This window comes from Streptomyces griseoviridis (genome assembly GCF_005222485.1).
Taxonomy (GTDB): domain Bacteria; phylum Actinomycetota; class Actinomycetes; order Streptomycetales; family Streptomycetaceae; genus Streptomyces; species Streptomyces hintoniae.
On sequence record NZ_CP029078.1, the window covers coordinates 2,297,816 to 2,315,276 of the forward strand.

General features: G+C 71.4%; 16 protein-coding genes. 9 read left to right on the plus strand and 7 right to left on the minus strand.

Annotated features, from left to right (window positions below; genetic code table 11):
• Nucleotides 1-67 precede the first annotated feature (67 nt).
• The 4 genes from DDJ31_RS09275 to DDJ31_RS09290 all read left to right on the plus strand — a co-directional run bounded on the left by DDJ31_RS09275 (nucleotide 68) and on the right by DDJ31_RS09290 (nucleotide 3,722).
• The gene (locus DDJ31_RS09275) at nucleotides 68-919 is read left to right on the plus strand and encodes an aminoglycoside N(3)-acetyltransferase (RefSeq protein WP_127180753.1); all 852 of its coding nucleotides are present in this window, start codon (nucleotides 68-70) and stop codon (nucleotides 917-919) included.
• Between the two features lie 11 nt (nucleotides 920-930).
• A complete protein-coding gene (locus DDJ31_RS09280; protein WP_127180752.1) occupies nucleotides 931-1,854 on the plus strand; it encodes an ABC transporter ATP-binding protein in 924 nt (307 codons plus the stop codon).
• Between the two features lie 53 nt (nucleotides 1,855-1,907).
• Complete coding sequence (locus DDJ31_RS09285) at nucleotides 1,908-2,624, plus strand: ABC transporter permease (protein WP_240678447.1); 717 nt, start codon at nucleotides 1,908-1,910, stop codon at nucleotides 2,622-2,624.
• Between the two features lie 81 nt (nucleotides 2,625-2,705).
• Nucleotides 2,706-3,722, plus strand: a complete 1,017-nt coding sequence (locus DDJ31_RS09290; protein ID WP_127180750.1) for a COX15/CtaA family protein — start codon at nucleotides 2,706-2,708, stop codon at nucleotides 3,720-3,722.
• A 174-nt stretch (nucleotides 3,723-3,896) separates the two neighbouring features.
• Here the strand turns inward: DDJ31_RS09290 and DDJ31_RS09295 are convergent, their stop codons facing one another.
• Nucleotides 3,897-4,241 (minus strand): hypothetical protein, encoded by a 345-nt coding sequence (locus tag DDJ31_RS09295; RefSeq protein WP_127180749.1) that lies wholly within the window; start codon nucleotides 4,239-4,241, stop codon nucleotides 3,897-3,899.
• Between the two features lie 116 nt (nucleotides 4,242-4,357).
• On the minus strand, nucleotides 4,358-5,311 hold the full coding sequence (locus DDJ31_RS09300; protein ID WP_164785010.1) for a heme o synthase: 954 nt from the start codon (nucleotides 5,309-5,311) through the stop codon (nucleotides 4,358-4,360).
• Between the two features lie 347 nt (nucleotides 5,312-5,658).
• On the opposite strand from DDJ31_RS09300, the gene tkt reads away from it, so the two are divergent.
• The 5 genes from tkt to pgl are packed head-to-tail and all read left to right on the plus strand — an operon-like array spanning nucleotide 5,659 to nucleotide 12,404.
• Nucleotides 5,659-7,746: a transketolase gene (gene tkt, locus DDJ31_RS09305; RefSeq protein ID WP_127180747.1), complete on the plus strand. Its 2,088-nt coding sequence runs from the start codon at nucleotides 5,659-5,661 to the stop codon at nucleotides 7,744-7,746.
• 33 nt (nucleotides 7,747-7,779) lie between these two features.
• The gene (gene tal, locus DDJ31_RS09310) at nucleotides 7,780-8,898 is read left to right on the plus strand and encodes a transaldolase (protein ID WP_127180746.1); all 1,119 of its coding nucleotides are present in this window, start codon (nucleotides 7,780-7,782) and stop codon (nucleotides 8,896-8,898) included.
• A gap of 4 nt (nucleotides 8,899-8,902) precedes the next feature.
• Nucleotides 8,903-10,426 (plus strand): glucose-6-phosphate dehydrogenase, encoded by a 1,524-nt coding sequence (gene zwf / locus DDJ31_RS09315; protein WP_127180745.1) that lies wholly within the window; start codon nucleotides 8,903-8,905, stop codon nucleotides 10,424-10,426.
• A complete protein-coding gene (opcA, locus tag DDJ31_RS09320) occupies nucleotides 10,423-11,625 on the plus strand; it encodes a glucose-6-phosphate dehydrogenase assembly protein OpcA (protein ID WP_127180744.1) in 1,203 nt (400 codons plus the stop codon). The genes zwf and opcA overlap by 4 nt, the downstream gene beginning before the upstream one ends.
• A complete protein-coding gene (pgl, locus tag DDJ31_RS09325) occupies nucleotides 11,622-12,404 on the plus strand; it encodes a 6-phosphogluconolactonase (RefSeq protein ID WP_127180743.1) in 783 nt (260 codons plus the stop codon). The genes opcA and pgl overlap by 4 nt, the downstream gene beginning before the upstream one ends.
• Before the next feature lie 276 nt (nucleotides 12,405-12,680).
• On the opposite strand, the gene pgi is transcribed toward pgl, so the two are convergent.
• From pgi to tpiA, 5 genes are all read right to left on the minus strand, one after another.
• On the minus strand, nucleotides 12,681-14,333 hold the full coding sequence (gene pgi / locus DDJ31_RS09330) for a glucose-6-phosphate isomerase (RefSeq protein ID WP_127180742.1): 1,653 nt from the start codon (nucleotides 14,331-14,333) through the stop codon (nucleotides 12,681-12,683).
• 66 nt (nucleotides 14,334-14,399) lie between these two features.
• The gene (locus DDJ31_RS09335) at nucleotides 14,400-15,668 is read right to left on the minus strand and encodes an MFS transporter (RefSeq protein ID WP_127180741.1); all 1,269 of its coding nucleotides are present in this window, start codon (nucleotides 15,666-15,668) and stop codon (nucleotides 14,400-14,402) included.
• A 118-nt stretch (nucleotides 15,669-15,786) separates the two neighbouring features.
• Nucleotides 15,787-16,074: an RNA polymerase-binding protein RbpA gene (locus tag DDJ31_RS09340; RefSeq protein WP_240678446.1), complete on the minus strand. Its 288-nt coding sequence runs from the start codon at nucleotides 16,072-16,074 to the stop codon at nucleotides 15,787-15,789.
• Nucleotides 16,075-16,334: 260 nt separating this feature from the next.
• The gene (gene secG, locus DDJ31_RS09345; RefSeq protein ID WP_127182886.1) at nucleotides 16,335-16,565 is read right to left on the minus strand and encodes a preprotein translocase subunit SecG; all 231 of its coding nucleotides are present in this window, start codon (nucleotides 16,563-16,565) and stop codon (nucleotides 16,335-16,337) included.
• Between the two features lie 114 nt (nucleotides 16,566-16,679).
• Nucleotides 16,680-17,456 carry a triose-phosphate isomerase gene (gene tpiA, locus DDJ31_RS09350; protein WP_127180739.1) on the minus strand — a complete coding sequence of 259 codons (777 nt, stop codon included), beginning with the start codon at nucleotides 17,454-17,456 and terminating at the stop codon, nucleotides 16,680-16,682.
• Nucleotides 17,457-17,461: the final 5 nt, after the last annotated feature.

A 17,461-nucleotide genomic window follows, 5' to 3' on the forward strand; every position in this document is an offset into this window, starting at 1 on the left:
GCGAAAACGATCTTTGATCGATCAATCCACTGGCGTGACCAGGCCCCTTCGACGAGACTCGGGCCCCATGCCGACCCCCGCGCCGACCGGTCCCCTCGTCACCAGGGACAGCCTCGCCACCCAATTGCGCCTGCTCGGCGTGGCGAGTGGCGACACCCTGCTGGTGCACTCCGCCCTCTCCCGCCTCGGCTGGGTCAACGGCGGCCCCGTCGCCGTCGTCCAGGGGCTCCTGGACGCCATCGGCCCGGACGGCACCCTGGTGGTGCCCGCCCACTCCGGGAACCTCTCCGACCCGGCGCTGTGGAGCAGGCCCCCGGTGCCCGAGCAGTGGTGGGAGCGGATCCGCGCCACCATGCCCGCGTACGACCCGCGCACCACCCGCTCGCACGGCGTCGGGGTGCTCCCCGAGACCGTCCGCACCTGGCCGGGCGCCCTGCGCAGCGCCCACCCGCACACCTCCTTCGCCGCCGTCGGGCCGCGGGCCGCCCAGGTCGTCGAGGGGCACGCGCACGACTGCCGGCTCGGTGAGCGCAGCCCGCTGGCCCGCCTGGAGGAGCTGGGCGCCCGGGTGCTGATGCTGGGCACCGACTACGACACCTGCACCGGCTTCCACCTCGCCGAGTACCGGCTCCCCGCACCGCTGGTCCCGGTCGGCCGTCCGGCGCCGGGCGGCGGCTGGGAGACCCTGACCGAGGTGTCGATCACCTCCGAGCGCTTCGACGAACTCGGCCACGACTTCGAACGGGACCGGCCCGTGCTGCGCGGCCGGGTCGGCGCCGCCGACACCCGGCTGTTCCCGCTCGCCGACGCCGTCGGGTACGCCCGGCGGTGGCTCGCGCTGCACCGCTCACGGGCCGAGGAACCCCCCTCGGGTGGAGATCCCGCACCCGCCGCTCCCGCGCCCGGGGAGCGAACCTAGACTCTGGACCCATGCGAAGCGAGCCCGTGGTCCAGGTGCAGGCCCTGGTGAAGAGGTACGGCACCACCACCGCGGTGGACGGCCTCGACCTGGTGGCCGAGGCGGGCGTGACCGCCGTCCTCGGTCCGAACGGCGCGGGCAAGACCAGCACCGTCGAGACCTGCGAGGGATACCGCAAGCCCGACTCGGGCACGGTCCGGGTGCTCGGGCTCGACCCGGTGCGCCAGGCGGGTGAGCTGCGCCCCAGGATCGGGGTGATGCTCCAGTCCGGCGGGGTCTACTCCGGCGCGCGGGCCGACGAGATGCTGCGGCACGTCGCCCGGCTGCACGCCCACCCGCTCGACGTGGACGCGCTGATCGAACGCCTCGGCCTCGGCGGCTGCGGCCGCACCACCTACCGGCGGCTCTCCGGCGGGCAGCAGCAGCGCCTCGCGCTGGCCATGGCGGTGGTCGGCAGGCCCGAGCTGGTCTTCCTCGACGAGCCGACCGCAGGACTCGACCCGCAGGCCCGCCGCGCCACCTGGGAGCTGGTGCGCGACCTGCGCGCCGACGGCGTCTCCGTCATCCTCACCACCCACCACATGGACGAGGCCGAGCAGCTCGCCGACGACGTCGCGATCATCGACGCCGGCAAGGTCATCGCCCACGGCTCGCCCGAGGAGCTGTGCCGGGGCGGCGCCGAGAACACCCTGCGCTTCGGCGGACGTCCCGGCCTCGACGTCGGCTCCCTCCTCAAGGCGCTCCCCCCGGACTCGAGCGCCGTCGAGCTGACGCCCGGCTCGTACCGGGTGGCGGGCGAGGTGGACCCGCAGCTGCTGGCGACGGTGACGTCCTGGTGCGCCCAGCACGGGGTGATGCCGGACCGCATCTCGGTGGAGCGGCACACCCTCGAGGACGTCTTCCTGGAGCTGACCGGCAAGGAGCTGCGCTCGTGACCACCACCGCAGGCCCGTACACCCCACGGCCCGGCGCCGCCCCGCTGCCCCGCATGATCGCGGCCCAGGCCGCCCTCGAGACGAAGATGCTGCTGCGCAACGGCGAGCAGCTCCTGCTGACCGTGGTGATCCCCACGCTGCTGCTGGTGCTGTTCAGCTTGGTCGACATCGTGGACACCGGCGCGGGCGAGGCCGTCGACTTCCTCGCCCCCGGCATCCTGGCGCTGGCCGTGATGTCGACGGCGTTCACCGGGCAGGCCATCGCGACCGGCTTCGAGCGCCGCTACGGCGTCCTGAAGCGGCTGGCCGCCTCGCCGCTGCCGCGCTGGGGCCTGATGACCGCGAAGACGCTCTCCGTGCTGGTCACCGAGGTGCTCCAGGTGATCCTGCTGACGGTGATCGCGTTCGCCCTCGGCTGGTCCCCGCACGGCGACCCGTTCACCGTGCTGCTCCTGCTGGTGCTGGGCACGGCCGCGTTCTCCGGGCTTGGTCTGCTGATGGCGGGCACGTTGAAAGCGGAGGCGACCCTGGCCGCCGCGAACCTGGTGTTCCTGCTGCTGCTGGTGGGCGGCGGGGTGATCGTGCCGCTGGACAGGTTCCCGCCCGGCGCCCAGGACGTGCTCGGGCTGCTGCCCGTCTCGGCGCTCTCCGACGGGCTGCGGGACGTGCTCCAGCACGGCGCCGGCGTGCCCTGGGGCGACCTGGGGATCCTCGCGGTGTGGGCGGTCGTGGGGCTGGCCGCGGCGGGCCGCTTCTTCCGCTGGGAGTAGCCGGTACCGGCGACTCCGTGGCGGTGCGGTCCGCGCGGCGCGAGGGACCCTCGTGAAAGCGTGCACAAGCCTCGTCCTACGATGGTGGGCGTGCCGAACCTGACCCGCGCCGACGCCGTGGCCGCCGTACGCAACCCGCTCGCCTTCATCGCCGGGCGCTGGACCCCGACCCCCCGGACCGTGCGGCGGGCGGCGCTGGCCGCGCTCGTCATGTCGGTGGCCATCGTGGTCACCGGCGGCGCGGTGCGGCTGACCGGCTCCGGGCTCGGCTGCCCCACCTGGCCCAAGTGCACGGAGGACTCGCTCACCACGACCAGCGCGATGGGCGTGCACGGCGTCATCGAGTTCGGCAACCGGATGCTGACGTACGTGCTGTGCGCGGCGGTCGGCTGGGCGATCGTCGCCGCCCGCTCCGAGAAGCCCCGCAGGCCCGGCCTGACACGGCTGGGCTGGGCGCAGTTCTGGGTGGTGATGGGCAACGCGGTCCTCGGCGGGATCGTGGTGCTGGTCGGCCTCAACCCGTACACGGTCGCGGCCCACTTCCTGCTCTCCTCGGCGCTCATCGCCGTCGCGACGGTGATGTGGCAGCGCACCCGCGAGGGTGACGGCGCCCCGCGTCCGGTGGTCGGCAAGGCGGTGCGGCAGCTGGTGTGGTTCCTGGTCGCCGCGTCGGTGCTGCTGATCGCGGTGGGCACGGTGGTGACCGGTTCGGGACCGCACGCGGGTGACTCGAGCGAGGTCGAGCGGATGCCGCTCGACTGGGAGACGGTCAGCAAGCTGCACGCCGTGCTGGCGTGGATCGTGGTCACGCTGACGTTCGCCCTGTGGTTCGTGCTGCGGGCGGTGGACGCCCCGAAGGAGCCGTCGGACCGCACCCGCGACCTGTTCCTGATCCTGCTCGCGCAGGGCGTGATCGGGTACGTGCAGTACTTCACCGACCTGCCCGAGCTGCTGGTCGGGCTGCACATGTTCGGCTCGGGCCTGGTGTGGATCGGGGTGCTGCGGGTGCTGCTGGCGCTGCGCGAGCGGCCCGACGTCCTCGGCCCGGTGGACCTGCCGGGCCCGGCGGCCGAGATGACCGCCGGCACCCGCGGCTGACCGCCGGCACCCGCGGCCGACCGTCGCGCCGCGCGGGCGTGCGCCCGCGCGGCTCTTGCGCGCCCCTTCACCTCAGGTCGCTTCAGGCCATTTTTCGCGCCGCGCGTGGTCCCGTCCGGACTCCCCGTCCGACGGGACCACGGGCCGCTCACGGATGCCGCGGGCCGGGCGTCGTCACGCGTTGCGCGGACCGCCGACCTGGATGCCGGCCATCCGCGTCCACTCGTAGGGGCCGGTGCGCACCTTGGCCGCGAACTCGCCGTCGAAGGACTCGTGGACGGTGATGCCCGCCTTGGCCACGGCCTGCTCGGCGATCGGCTGGCTGGGGGCCACCAGGTCGCCCCAGTCGCCGTCGGCGCCGACCAGCACGATCCGGCTGCCGCGCTCGCCGAGGTAGGCGACCTGGCCCTCGGCCCCGCCGTGCGCGGCGGCGAAGGTCTCGATCCGGCGGGCGAGCTTGGCGGCCGTCCGCTCCGCCTTGGGGTCGGTCCGGTTCTCGTCCTGCTCTGTGTCTGCCATGGCCAGGATGCTACCGACGGGTAGCCGCAACGGCGACGGGCGGGGTGCGTGGCATCGGCCACGCACCCCGCCCGTCGGACGTCAGTGCCCCGCAGGAGCGGGAACCAGCGGGGGGACTAGCGGAGGAAGGGGTCCACCGCGACCGCCACGAAGAGGAGCGACACATAGGTGATGGACCAGTGGAACAGCCGCATCTCCTTGAGCTTGCCGCCGCTCTGCTCGGACTTCGCCCGGTGCTGGAGGGCGTGCGCCTCCCAGAGCCACCAGCCGCCCGCGGCCAGCGCGACCGTCGTGTAGAACCAGCCGGTGTAGCCGAGCGGCGTCAGCAGCAGCGAGACGAGGACCATCACCCAGCTGTAGATGACGATCTGCTTGGCGACCACCTTGTTGGAGGCGATGACCGGCAGCATCGGGACACCGACCCGGGCGTAGTCCTCCTTGACCTTCATGGAGAGCGGCCAGTAGTGCGGCGGCGTCCAGAAGAACATCACCAGGAAGAGGACGACCGGCGCCCAGGAGACCGAGTCGGTCACCGCGGACCAGCCGATCAGCACCGGCATGCAGCCGGCGATGCCGCCCCACACGATGTTCTGCGAGGTGCGGCGCTTGAGGATCATCGTGTAGACGACCACGTAGAAAAGGAGCGCCCCGAGACTGAGCCAGGCGGACAGCCAGTTGACGGTCAGTCCGAACAGCAGCGTCGCGACCACGGCGAGGGTGATGCCGAAGGCGAGACACTCCCGCGGGCTGACCATGCCGGTGACCAGCGGCCGCTGCGAGGTGCGGTCCATGAGCGCGTCGATGTCGCGGTCGATGTACATGTTGAGCGCGTTGGCGCCCCCCGCGGAGAGATAGCCGCCGAAGCAGGTGAGCAGCACCAGCGTCAGGTCGGGAACGCCCTGTTGGGCAAGAAACATCACCGGAACGGTGGTGATGAGCAGAAGCTCGATGATCCGCGGCTTGGTCAGCGCCACGAACGCTTTGACACGGGCCCCGAACGGCCGGTGACTCGGGCTCCGGCTCGCACCGAGCACACCCGCTGGACGGGATTCGACGGCCGTCACGCACACCCCTACAGAGACATCCCAGCAAGCCCCACCCCGTGAAGTCCCGGTAAAGGCCCGCGCGTACCACGCCACTGTAGACGTTGCCCACACCCCGATCTTCGCGGGGGTGGGGTCGTGTTGGAGAGGCCCTTCGTCAGGGCGCGGGAAGGCTCGATTGAGCACTCGGATGAGCAGCTCCGTATTCAGTTGCCGAAGCCGATCGTGACCAGCCGAGAGGCGGATCCCCGAGAGTCCCGGCAGTCTGGAATGACTCGAAAAAATGCGCGTTCTCACGGGGGTAGGCTCGACAACGGCCGGTGGGCGCCCCGTGCACCGGCATTCGAACATGTGGAGAGGAGCCCTGACCCAGGGTGAGCACCAAGCCGACCACCACAGACCTCGAGTGGACCGAGTTGGACCAGCGGGCCGTCGACACCGCCCGCGTCCTGGCCGCCGATGCCGTACAGAAGGTCGGTAACGGCCATCCCGGTACGGCGATGAGCCTGGCGCCTGCCGCCTACACCCTCTTCCAGAAGGTGATGCGGCACGACCCCGCCGACCCGGAGTGGGTCGCGCGCGACCGTTTCGTGCTGTCAGCGGGTCACTCGTCGCTGACCCTCTACACGCAGCTGTTCCTCGCCGGTTTCGGCCTGGAGCTCGACGACCTGAAGTCGTTCCGCACCTGGGGCTCGAAGACCCCCGGCCACCCCGAGTACGGGCACACCGCGGGCGTCGAGACGACGACGGGTCCGCTCGGCCAGGGTGTCGCCAACGCGGTGGGCATGGCGATGGCCGCCCGCTACGAGCGCGGTCTCTTCGACCCGGACGCTCCGCAGGGCGAGTCGCCCTTCGACCACTACATCTACGCCATCGCCGGTGACGGCTGCCTCCAGGAGGGCATCTCCGCCGAGGCGTCCTCGCTCGCGGGCCACCAGCGCCTCGGCAACCTGATCCTGCTGTGGGACGACAACCACATCTCGATCGAGGGCGACACCGAGACGGCCGTTTCCGAGGACACCGCCGAGCGCTACGAGGCGTACGGCTGGCACGTGCAGCGCGTCGCCCCGAAGCCGGACGGCGACCTCGACCCGCACGCCCTCTACGACGCCATCGAGGCCGCGAAGCGGGTGACGGACAAGCCGTCCTTCATCGCGATGCGCTCGATCATCGCCTGGCCCGCCCCGAACGCGCAGAACACCGAGGCCGCGCACGGCTCGGCGCTCGGCGACGACGAGGTCGCGGCGACCAAGCGGGTCCTGGGCTTCGACCCGGAGCAGACCTTCCAGGTCGACGACGAGGTCCTGAAGCACACCCGGCAGGCGCTGGAGCGCGGCCGCGAGGCCAAGGCGGCCTGGCAGGAGTCCTTCCAGCGGTGGCGCGCGGCCGACGCCGAGCGGGCCGCCGAGTTCGACCGGATCAGCGCGGGCGAGCTGCCGGCCGGCTGGGAGGAGAAGCTCCCGGTCTTCGAGACCGGCAAGGGTGTCGCCACCCGGGCCGCCTCGGGCAAGGTGCTCCAGGCGCTCGGCGCGATCGTCCCGGAGCTGTGGGGCGGCTCGGCCGACCTGGCCGGCTCGAACAACACGACGATCGACAAGGACAGTTCGTTCCTCCCGGCGGGCAACCCGCTGCCCGAGGCGGACCCCTACGGCCGCACCGTGCACTTCGGCATCCGCGAGCACTCGATGGCCGCCGAGATGAACGGCATCACGCTGCACGGCAACACCCGTGTCTACGGCGGTACGTTCCTCGTCTTCTCCGACTACATGCGCAACGCGGTCAGGCTGTCGGCGCTCATGCACCTGCCGGTCACCTACGTGTGGACGCACGACTCGATCGGCCTCGGCGAGGACGGCCCGACCCACCAGCCGGTCGAGCACCTGGCGTCGCTGCGCGCGATCCCCGGCCTGAACGTGGTCCGCCCCGCGGACGCCAACGAGACGGCGATCGCCTGGCGCGAGATCTTCCGCCGCTACACGAAGGTCTTCGGCAAGGGCGCCCCGCACGGCCTGGCCCTCACCCGCCAGGGCGTGCCGACGTACGAGGCGAACGACGACGCCGCCAAGGGCGGGTACGTCCTGTTCGAGGCCGACGGCGGTACGCCCGAGGTCGTGCTGATCGCCACCGGTTCCGAGGTGCACGTCGCCGTCGAGGCGCGCGAGCTGCTCCAGTCGGACGGCGTACCGACCCGGGTCGTGTCGATGCCGTCGGTGGAGTGGTTCGAGGAGCAGGACCAGGGGTACCGGGAGAGCGTGCTGCCGCCGTCCGTGAAGGCACGGGTCGCGGTGGAGGCCGGTATCGGTCTCACCTGGCACAAGTACGTCGGAGACGCCGGCCGCATCGTCTCCCTGGAGCACTTCGGTGCTTCCGCGGACGGCAAGGTCCTTTTCCGCGAGTTCGGCTTCACCGCCGAGAACGTGGCCGCGAAGGCGCGGGAATCCATCGAAGCCGCGCAGCGCTGACGCCCATACACGACCAGTAGGAGATGTAATTCCATGACAGACGCACTCAAGCGCCTCTCCGAGGAGGGCGTCGCGATCTGGCTGGACGACCTGTCGCGCAAGCGGATCACGTCCGGCAACCTCGCCGAGCTGATCGACCAGCAGCACGTCGTGGGCGTCACCACCAACCCGTCGATCTTCCAGAAGGCGATCAGCGAGGGCGACGGCTACGACCAGCAGCTCTCCGACCTCGCGGCCCGCAGGGTCACCGTGGAAGAGGCCATCCGCATGATCACCACGGCGGACGTCCGCGACGCCGCCGACATCCTGCGCCCGGTCTTCGACTCCACCGGCGGCCAGGACGGCCGGGTCTCCATCGAGGTCGACCCTCGGCTGGCCCACCACACCAAGGCGACGGTCGCCGAGGCCAAGCAGCTCGCCTGGCTGGTCGACCGGCCCAACACGCTCATCAAGATCCCGGCCACCAAGGCGGGTCTGCCGGCGATCACCGAGGTCATCGGCCTGGGCATCAGCGTCAACGTCACGCTGATCTTCTCGCTCGAGCGGTACCGCGAGGTCATGGACGCCTTCCTGGCCGGCCTGGAGAAGGCCAAGGAGCGCGGCCTCGACCTGTCGCTGATCCACTCGGTGGCGTCGTTCTTCGTCTCCCGCGTGGACACCGAGATCGACAAGCGGATCGACGCGCTGGGCACCGACGAGGCCCGCGCCGCGCGCGGCAAGGCCGCCGTCGCCAACGCCCGGCTCGCCTACCAGGCGTACGAGGAGGTCTTCTCCTCGGACCGCTGGACGCCGCTGGGTGCCGCCGGCGCCAACAAGCAGCGTCCGCTGTGGGCGTCGACGGGCGTGAAGGACCCGGCCTACAAGCCGACCCTCTACGTCGACGACCTGGTGGCGCCGAACACGGTGAACACCATGCCGGAAGCCACTCTCCAGGCGACCGAGGAGAGCGGCGAGATCACCGGCAACGCCATCGTCGGTACGTACGCGCAGGCCCGCGCCGACCTCGACGCCGTCGAGAAGCTCGGGATCTCGTACGACGACGTGGTGCAGCTCCTGGAGGACGAGGGCGTCGAGAAGTTCGAGGCGTCCTGGAACGACCTGCTCAAGTCCACCGAGGCGGAACTCAAGCGCCTCGCCCCGTCGGAGGGCTGAAACGTTGTCGAGCAGCAACCCGCTGCGTGACCCCGCAGACCGACGGCTCCCGCGTATCGCGGGGCCGTCGGGCCTGGTCATCTTTGGCGTCACGGGCGATTTGTCACGTAAAAAGCTGATGCCCGCCGTGTACGACCTCGCCAACCGGGGGCTGCTGCCGCCGGGGTTCTCCCTGGTGGGTTTCGCGCGCCGCGAATGGCAGAACGAGGACTTCGCCCAGGAGGTCCACGACGCGGTCAAGGAGCACGCCCGCACGCCGTTCCGTGAGGAGGTCTGGCAGCAGCTCATCCAGGGGATGCGCTTCGTCCAGGGCACCTTCGACGACGACGACGCGTTCGAGCGGCTGCGCGACACCATCGACGAGCTGGACAAGGCACAGGGCACGGGCGGCAACTTCGCCTTCTACCTGTCGGTCCCGCCACGCTCCTTCCCCGTGGTCATCCAGCAGCTGAAGAAGCACGGTCTCGCCGACCAGAGCAACGGCTCCTGGCGGCGCGCGGTGATCGAGAAGCCGTTCGGCCACAACCTGAAGTCGGCCGAGGAGCTGAACAAGGTCGTCCACGAGGTCTTCGCGCCCGACCAGGTCTTCCGCATCGACCACTACCTCGGCAAGGAGACCGTCCAGAACATCCTGGCGCTCCGCTTCGCCAACACCATGTTCGAGCCGATCTGGAACCGGTCCTTCGTGGACCACGTGCAGATCACGATGGCCGAGGACATCGGCATCGGCGGCCGGGCCGGGTACTACGACGGCATCGGCGCGGCCCGTGACGTCATCCAGAACCACCTGCTCCAGCTGATGGCGCTCACCGCCATGGAGGAGCCCGCGGCCTTCGACGCGGACGCGCTGGCCGCCGAGAAGACCAAGGTCCTCGGCGCGGTGCGGCTGCCGAAGGACCTCGGCCGCGACACCGTGCGCGGACAGTACGCGGCGGGCTGGCAGGGCGGCGAGAAGGCGGTCGGCTACCTCCAGGAGGAGGGCATCGACCCCAAGTCGAAGACCGACACCTACGCGGCCGTGAAGCTGGAGGTGGACAACCGCCGCTGGGCGGGCATCCCCTTCTATTTGCGCACCGGCAAGCGGCTCGGGCGGCGGGTCACCGAGATCGCGGTGGTCTTCCAGCGGGCCCCGCACTCCCCCTTCGACCACACGGCGACGGAGGAACTGGGCAAGAACGCGATCGTCATCCGCGTCCAGCCCGACGAAGGCGTCACGGTCCGGTTCGGCTCGAAGGTGCCCGGCACCTCGATGGAGATCCGGGACGTGTCGATGGACTTCGCGTACGGCGAGTCCTTCACCGAATCCAGCCCGGAGGCGTACGAGCGGCTCATCCTCGATGTGCTGCTCGGCGACTCGAACCTCTTCCCGCGCACGGAGGAGGTCGAGCTGTCCTGGAAGATCCTCGACCCGATCGAGCAGTACTGGGACAAGCACGGCAAGCCCGCCCAGTACGCGTCCGGGACCTGGGGACCGACCGAGGCGGACGAGATGCTGGAGCGAGACGGACGGAGCTGGCGCCGGCCATGAAGATAGACCTCACGGACACCACGGCCAGCAAGATCAACAAGGCGCTGGTGCAGGGCCGCCGTGCCATCGGCACACCCGCCGTCGGCATGGTGCTCACCCTGGTCATCGTCACCGACGAGGAGAACGCGTACGACGCCCTCAAGGCGGCGAACGACGCCTCCCGCGAGCACCCCTCGCGCACCCTCGTCGTCATCCGGCGCGTCTCGCGCACCTCCCGCGACCGCACGACGTCCCGCCTGGACGCCGAGGTCCAGCTGGGCGCCGAGGCCGGCACCGGCGAGACGGTGGTGCTGCGCCTGTACGGCGAAGTCGTCAACCACGCGCAGTCGGTGGTGCTGCCGCTGCTGCTGCCTGACGCCCCCGTGGTGGTCTGGTGGCCGGTGGAGGCCCCGCTGGACCCCGCGAAGGATCCGCTGGGCGCGCTGGCCCAGCGCCGGGTGACGGACACCTACGCGTCCGAGCAGCCGGTCAGGGACCTCACCGCCCGCGCCGACACCTACACCCCGGGCGACACCGACCTCTCCTGGACCCGCATCACGCCCTGGCGCTCGATGCTGGCCGCCGCTCTCGACCAGGTCACCTGTGAGGTGGCCGGGGTCGAGGTGGAGGGCGAGGAGTTCAACCCGAGCTGTGAGCTGCTGGCGATGTGGCTCGCGGACCGGCTCGACGTGCCGGTGAAGCGGTCGCTGTCGTCCGGCCCCGGTCTGACGGCCGTCCGGATGCACACCGACTGCGGCCCGATCGTCCTGGACCGCGCCGACGGCTCGCTGGCGACGCTCTCCATCGAGGGCCAGCCGGACCGGGCGGTCGCGCTGAAGCGGCGCGAGACGTCCGAGCTGATCGCGGAGGAACTGCGCCGGCTCGACCCGGACGACACCTACGCGTCGGCGCTGCGCTTCGGCGTGGACCGGCTGAGCGCGGAGGCCGAGAAGGCGGAGGCCGAGGCCCAGGCGGAAGCGGAGGCCAAGGCGGAGGCGGAGAAGGCCGAGGCCAAGAAGGCGGACGCGGACGCCGAGGACGCGGAGTCCGAGCGGGCCTCGACGTCGGCTTCGGGCTCGGGTTCGGGTTCCGGCGGCTCTGCCTCCGGCTCGGGTTCGGGTTCGGGTTCGGGTTCCAGTAGCGGCTCGGGTTCGGGTTCGGGTTCGGCGAAGAAGGCTCCCGCCAAGAAGGTCGCGGCGAAGAAGGCGACGGCGAAGTGAACACGCCGCAGCTGGTCGTGCACCGCGACAAGGAGCTGATGGCGCAGGCCGCCGCGGCCCGCCTCATCACGAAGATCGTGGACGCGCAGGCCTCCCGGGGCTCCGCGTCCGTGGTCCTCACCGGCGGGCGCAACGGCAACGGCCTGCTGGCCGCGCTGGCGACGGCCCCCGCCCGGGACGCCGTCGACTGGACCCGCCTCGACCTGTGGTGGGGCGACGAGCGCTTCCTGCCCGAGGGCGACCCGGAGCGCAACGTCACGCAGGCCCGCGAGGCCCTGCTGGACGCGGTGCCGCTCGATCCGAAGCGGGTGCACGCCATGCCCGCCTCGGACGGACCCCACGGCTCGGACGTGGACGCGGCCGCCGCCGCGTACGCCGAGGAACTCGCCCTGGCCGCGGGTCCCGAGAACCACGGCCCGGTACCGACCTTCGACGTGCTGATGCTCGGCGTCGGCCCGGACACCCACGTGGCGTCGCTCTTTCCCGAGCTGCCCGCGGTCCGGGAGACGGAGCGGACGGTGGTCGGCGTGCACGGCGCGCCCAAGCCGCCACCGACCCGGGTGAGCCTCACCCTGCCGGCGATCCGGGCGGCCCGCGAGGTGTGGCTGCTCGCGGCCGGCGAGGACAAGGCGGAGGCGGCGCAGATCGCCCTGTCGGGCGCGGGCGAGATCCAGGCCCCGGCGGCGGGCGCGCAGGGCAGGCAGCGCACCCTGTGGCTGCTGGACGCGGCGGCGGCCTCCCGGCTGCCCCGCGCCCTGTACCCGCCGGCGTCGCCGTAGGGCGGGACGGCAGGACCTCGAGAACGGTGACGACCGCAACGACGGTGCGGCGGAGGCTTCCCGGCCTCCGCCGCACCGTCGCGTCGGGGGCTGTGCGCCGCACAGCCGCACCGTCGCGTCGGGGGTCGTGCGCCGCCCAGCCGCACCGTCGCGTCCGGAGTCGTGCGCCGCACCGCCACGCCGGAGTCCCCCACCGCCGCCCCGTCACCTCGGGCGTCGGAACGGCCGCGGGGCGGAGGCCGCCCCGCTTTCGCCCGCCGCCCGTCCTGCCGTTGCCTAACGGCCGCGCAGCTCCCGGTACTTGGCGACCAGCGCCGTGCTCGACGTGTCCAGGCCCGGCACCTCGGCGCCCTCGGTCAGCGCGGGTTCGACGCGCTTGGCGAGGACCTTGCCCAGCTCCACGCCCCACTGGTCGAAGGAGTCGATGTGCCAGACGGCGCCCTGGACGAACACCTTGTGCTCGTAGAGGGCGATCAGCTGGCCCAGTACGGAGGGGGTGAGTTCGCGGGCGAGGACGGTGGTGGTGGGGTGGCCGCCCTTGAACGTCTTGTGCGGGACCAGGTCTTCGGGGACGCCTTCGGCGCGGACCTCGTCGGGGGTCTTGCCGAAGGCGAGGGCCTGGGTCTGGGCGAAGAAGTTCGCCATCAACAGGTCGTGCTGCGCCTTCAGTTCACCGCTCAGCCCGGCCACCGGCTCGGCGAAGCCGATGAAGTCCGCCGGGATCAGCTTGGTGCCCTGATGGATCAGCTGGTAGTAGGCGTGCTGCCCGTTGGTGCCGGGCGTGCCCCACACCACGGGCCCGGTCTGCCACTGCACCGGACGCCCGTCACGCTGCACCGACTTCCCGTTGGACTCCATGTCGAGCTGCTGGAGGTAGGCGGTGAACCTCGACAGGTAGTGGCTGTAGGGCAGCACCGCGTGCGACTGCGCGTCGTGGAAGTTGCCGTACCAGATCCCCAGCAGCCCCAGCAGCAGCGGCACGTTGGACTCGGCGGGCGCGGTCCTGAAGTGCTCGTCCACCAGGTGGAAACCGTCGAGCAGCTCCCGGAACCGGTCCGGGCCCACCGCGATCATCAGCGAGAGACCGATGGCGGAGTCGAAGGAGTACCGGCCCCCGACCCAGTCCCAGAACGCGAACATGTTCTCCGGGTCGATCCCGAAACCGGTGACCTTCTCCTCGTTCGTCGACAGCGCCACGAAGTGCCGGGCGACGGCCTTCTCGTCCCCGCCGAGCCCGTCCAGGAGCCAGGAGCGGGCCGAGGTCGCGTTGGTGATCGTCTCGATCGTGGTGAACGTCTTGGACGCGACGACGAACAGCGTCTCCGCCGGGTCCAGATCCCGCGTCGCCTCGTGCAGGTCCGCCCCGTCCACGTTCGACACGAACCGGAACGTCAACTCCCGCGCCGTGTAGGCCCGCAGCGCCTCGTACGCCATCGCGGGGCCCAGGTCGGAACCGCCGATGCCGATGTTCACGACGTTCCTGATCCGCCGCCCGGTGTGGCCCGTCCAGGCGCCGGAACGCACCCGGTCGGCGAACGCGGCCATCCTGTCGAGGACCGCGTGCACGGCCGGGACCACGTTCTCCCCGTCCACCTCGACCACCGCGTCCCGCGGGGCCCGCAACGCGGTGTGCAGGACCGCCCGGTCCTCGGTCGTGTTGATCCGCTCCCCACGGAACATCGCGTCCCGCAGCTCGAACACCCCGGTGGCGGTGGCGAGTTCCTGGAGCAGGGCCAGGGTCGTGTCGGTGACCAGGTGCTTGGAGTAGTCGACGTACAGGTCGCCGACCGTGAGGGTGTAGCCGCTGCCGCGGCCCGGGTCGGCCGCGAACAGCTCCCGCAGCGAGGTGCCGTCGAGGTCGTCGCGGTGCGCGTTCAGCGCGGTCCACTCGGGCGTCTGGTCGAGCCTGGTGCGGCCGTCTGCGTTCATTCGGACTTCAGCCTTCTTTCGTACCTGTCCCGGGGCCTGTCCCGCTGCCGCTCCCAACCTAATTGATCAACCCGTGGCACGAGTCGTGGTGGCGTCGGCGGGCGGTGCGTCCACTGGTACGTGCGCCGGGATCCCCGGTATCAGCGCGGCGACGGACAGGACGAAGAAGACGGCCGCGAGCAGGGGCGGGGTGCGCGCTCCCCAGGCCGCGGCGGCGGCCCCGCCGAGCAGGGCGCCCAGCGGTGCCCCGGCGACGGCGACGGTCCTGAAGGCGGAGCCGACCCGGCCGAGCAGGTCGACGGGGGTGCGCCGCTGCATCAGCGTCGTGGTGTTGACGTTCCACACCATGCCCATGAACCCGAAGACGGCCATCGCCGCGATCAGGGCGGCCAGCCGGGGTATCGCGCCCATGACGACGAGCGCCCCGGTCTGCACCGTCCCGGCCACGAGCACCGCGCGGACGGGGCCGGTGCGGGCGACGAGCCATCGGTTGCCCACTCCCCCGGCGAGGGCGCCGACGGTGTAGGCCGTCGTGGCTGCCACATATCCGGCGCTGCCCGCGCCGAGCCGGTCGGTGACCAGCAGGACGAGGGTGGCGATGAGGGCGCCCATCCCGATGTTGCACAGGGCGCTCGCGGCGCACAGTCCGCGCAGGGCCCGGTCGCCGCGCAGGGCGCGCAGCCCTTCGGCGATCTCCCGGCGCAGGGTGCTGCCCGCGGCCCGTGGTGTCCGGTCGGGGGCGGTGGTGCGCAGCGAGGCGACCAGCGCGGCGGCGGCCAGGAACGTCACCGCGTCGACCCCGAAGGGCACGGCGGCGCCGGCCGCGAGAAGCAGCGGTACGAGCGGGGTGCCGAGGAGCCCGCCGGCGATCCGCTGACCGGTCATCAGGCGGGCGTTGGCGCTGCCGAGCCGCTCGGCGGGCACCAGCGCGGGCAGCAGGGCGGTGGCCGCGTTGTCGAAGAGGGTCTGGAGGGTGGTCAGCGCGAAGGCCAGGGCGATCAGCAGGCCGATGGAGGCGTGTCCCAGCGCGACGGCCACCGCGAAGGCGGCCATGAGCAGGCCGCGTGCGGCGTCCACGGCGCCCATGGCACGGCGCTGGTCGACCCGGTCGGCGACGGCCCCGCCGAGCAGGCCGAAGACGATCCAGGGCAGATAGCCGCAGGCGGTGACGGAGGCGATGAGCAGGGGGTCGTCGGTCAGCGCGGCGGCCGTCAGGGGCAGGGCGGCCGTGCGCAGCGCGTCACCGAAGCTGGAGAGCACGGCGGCGCTCCACAGTCGTCCGAAGCCGCCGCGCCACGCGGGCGCGCTCGCGCCGCTCTCCCCACCGCTCACCATGGTTCCCCCTCACGGTCGGCTCATGGACAAACCGTAGAGGGCACCACTGACAATCGGTCGCCGGCGGGCGGCGGTACGGGTCCGGCCGGGCACCGTGGGTGTCCGGCCGGTCCGATTCCTAGATCTCGCCGCGCAGTTTGGCGAGCGCCTCGGCGAGGATCGCCTCGCCGTCCGCGTCGCTGCGCCGCTCGCGGACGTACGCGAGGTGCGTCTTGTAGGGCTCGGTGCGCGGGGGGTCCGGCGGGTTCTCCGGGTCCTGTCCGGCCGGGAAGCCGCAGCGCGGGCAGTCCCAGGTGTCCGGCACCTGCGCGTCGCTGGCGAAGCTGGGCTGCGTCTCGTGCCCGTTGGAGCACCAGAAGGAGATGCGCAGACGCGGCGCGGACTCGCCGCGCTCGGCCTCGCCCATCGGCCCCGCCCCGACCCGGCTTCCTCGGATCGCGTTGCCACTTGCCACGGTCGTAACTCCCCTGCGTGATGGTGCCGCGAAGCGAGTCGGCGTTTCGCTCCGTTGCGAGCGCCTCAGTCTACGTAAGGCCCAACGCGCGTCCAGTGGTTGGAGTTACAGCCCTCACACACAGACGCAAGCCCCATGATAGGCCGCGCTCAGCTGCGCGTACCGAACATGGGGCCTTAGGTGCGGAATGCGTGGGGGAATGGCTGCCCGGGTCAGGTGTTCGTCTTCATGATGATGGCGAGGACGATGATGCAGGCGAACCAGAGCAGGCCGATCACCACGGTGATGCGGTCGAGGTTGCGCTCGGCGACCGAGGAGCCGCCGACGGACGACTGCATGCCGCCGCCGAACATGTCGGAGAGGCCGCCGCCCTTCCCCTTGTGCATCAGCACCAGCAGCATCATCAGCAGGCTGAAGACGATCAGGGCGATCGAGAACCCCAGAACCACGGCTGGACCAACTTCCTCGGATACGGATGGACTGCGGGGTCACAGCACCGGTGCTGTGACCCCGCAAGGGTACGACGGATCGCCGCTAGCGCATACTCACTGCTCGCGTCACTGGTCGCGGAAGCGCACGATCTTGACGAACTCGTCGGTGTCGAGCGAGGCGCCGCCGACGAGGGCGCCGTCGATGTCGGTCTGCGCCATGATCTCGGCGACGTTGCCCGACTTCACGGAGCCGCCGTACTGGATGCGGACCTTGTCGGCCAGCTCCTGGGTGTACAGCTCGGCGAGCTTGCCGCGGATGGCGGCGCAGACCTCCTGCGCGTCGTCGGCGCCGCAGACCTTGCCGGTGCCGATGGCCCAGACCGGCTCGTAGGCGATCACGACGGACTCGGCCTGCTCGGCGGGCAGGTCCTTGAGGCCGCCCTCGACCTGTCCGAGGGTGTGGGCGACGTGCTCGCCCGCCTCGCGGACCTGCAGTTCCTCGCCGACGCAGAGGATCGGGGTCAGGCCGTGCTTGAACGCGGCCTTCACCTTGGCGTTGACGATCTCGTCGGTCTCCTGGTGGTACTGGCGGCGCTCGGAGTGGCCGACGGCCACGTACGTGCACTTCAGCTTGGCCAGCATGGAGCCGGAGATCTCGCCGGTGTAGGCACCGGAGTCCTGCGCCGAGATGTCCTGGGCGCCGTACTTGATCCTGAGCTTGTCACCGTCGACCAGCGTCTGCACGGAGCGCAGGTCGGTGAAGGGCGGCAGGACGGCGACCTCGACGGCCTCGTAGTCCTTGTCTGCCAGGGCGAAGGCGAGCTTCTGGACGTGGGCGATGGCCTCAAGGTGGTTGAGGTTCATCTTCCAGTTGCCCGCCATGATCGGCGTGCGGGTGCTCATCGAGG

Bases quoted from the DNA above. Each gene is read 5' to 3' on its own strand.
- DDJ31_RS09275 (WP_127180753.1), top strand. From the start codon at position 68: ATGCCGACCCCCGCGCCGACCGGTCCCCTCGTCACCAGGGACAGCCTC.
- DDJ31_RS09280 (WP_127180752.1), top strand. From the start codon at position 931: ATGCGAAGCGAGCCCGTGGTCCAGGTGCAGGCCCTGGTGAAGAGGTAC.
- DDJ31_RS09285 (WP_240678447.1), top strand. From the start codon at position 1,908: ATGATCGCGGCCCAGGCCGCCCTCGAGACGAAGATGCTGCTGCGCAAC.
- DDJ31_RS09290 (WP_127180750.1), top strand. From the start codon at position 2,706: ATGGTGGGCGTGCCGAACCTGACCCGCGCCGACGCCGTGGCCGCCGTA.
- DDJ31_RS09295 (WP_127180749.1), bottom strand. From the start codon at position 4,241: ATGGCAGACACAGAGCAGGACGAGAACCGGACCGACCCCAAGGCGGAG.
- tal (WP_127180746.1), top strand. From the start codon at position 7,780: ATGACAGACGCACTCAAGCGCCTCTCCGAGGAGGGCGTCGCGATCTGG.
- opcA (WP_127180744.1), top strand. From the start codon at position 10,423: ATGAAGATAGACCTCACGGACACCACGGCCAGCAAGATCAACAAGGCG.
- pgi (WP_127180742.1), bottom strand. From the start codon at position 14,333: ATGAACGCAGACGGCCGCACCAGGCTCGACCAGACGCCCGAGTGGACC.
- DDJ31_RS09335 (WP_127180741.1), bottom strand. From the start codon at position 15,668: ATGGTGAGCGGTGGGGAGAGCGGCGCGAGCGCGCCCGCGTGGCGCGGC.
- DDJ31_RS09340 (WP_240678446.1), bottom strand. From the start codon at position 16,074: ATGGGCGAGGCCGAGCGCGGCGAGTCCGCGCCGCGTCTGCGCATCTCC.
- tpiA (WP_127180739.1), bottom strand. From the start codon at position 17,456: ATGAGCACCCGCACGCCGATCATGGCGGGCAACTGGAAGATGAACCTC.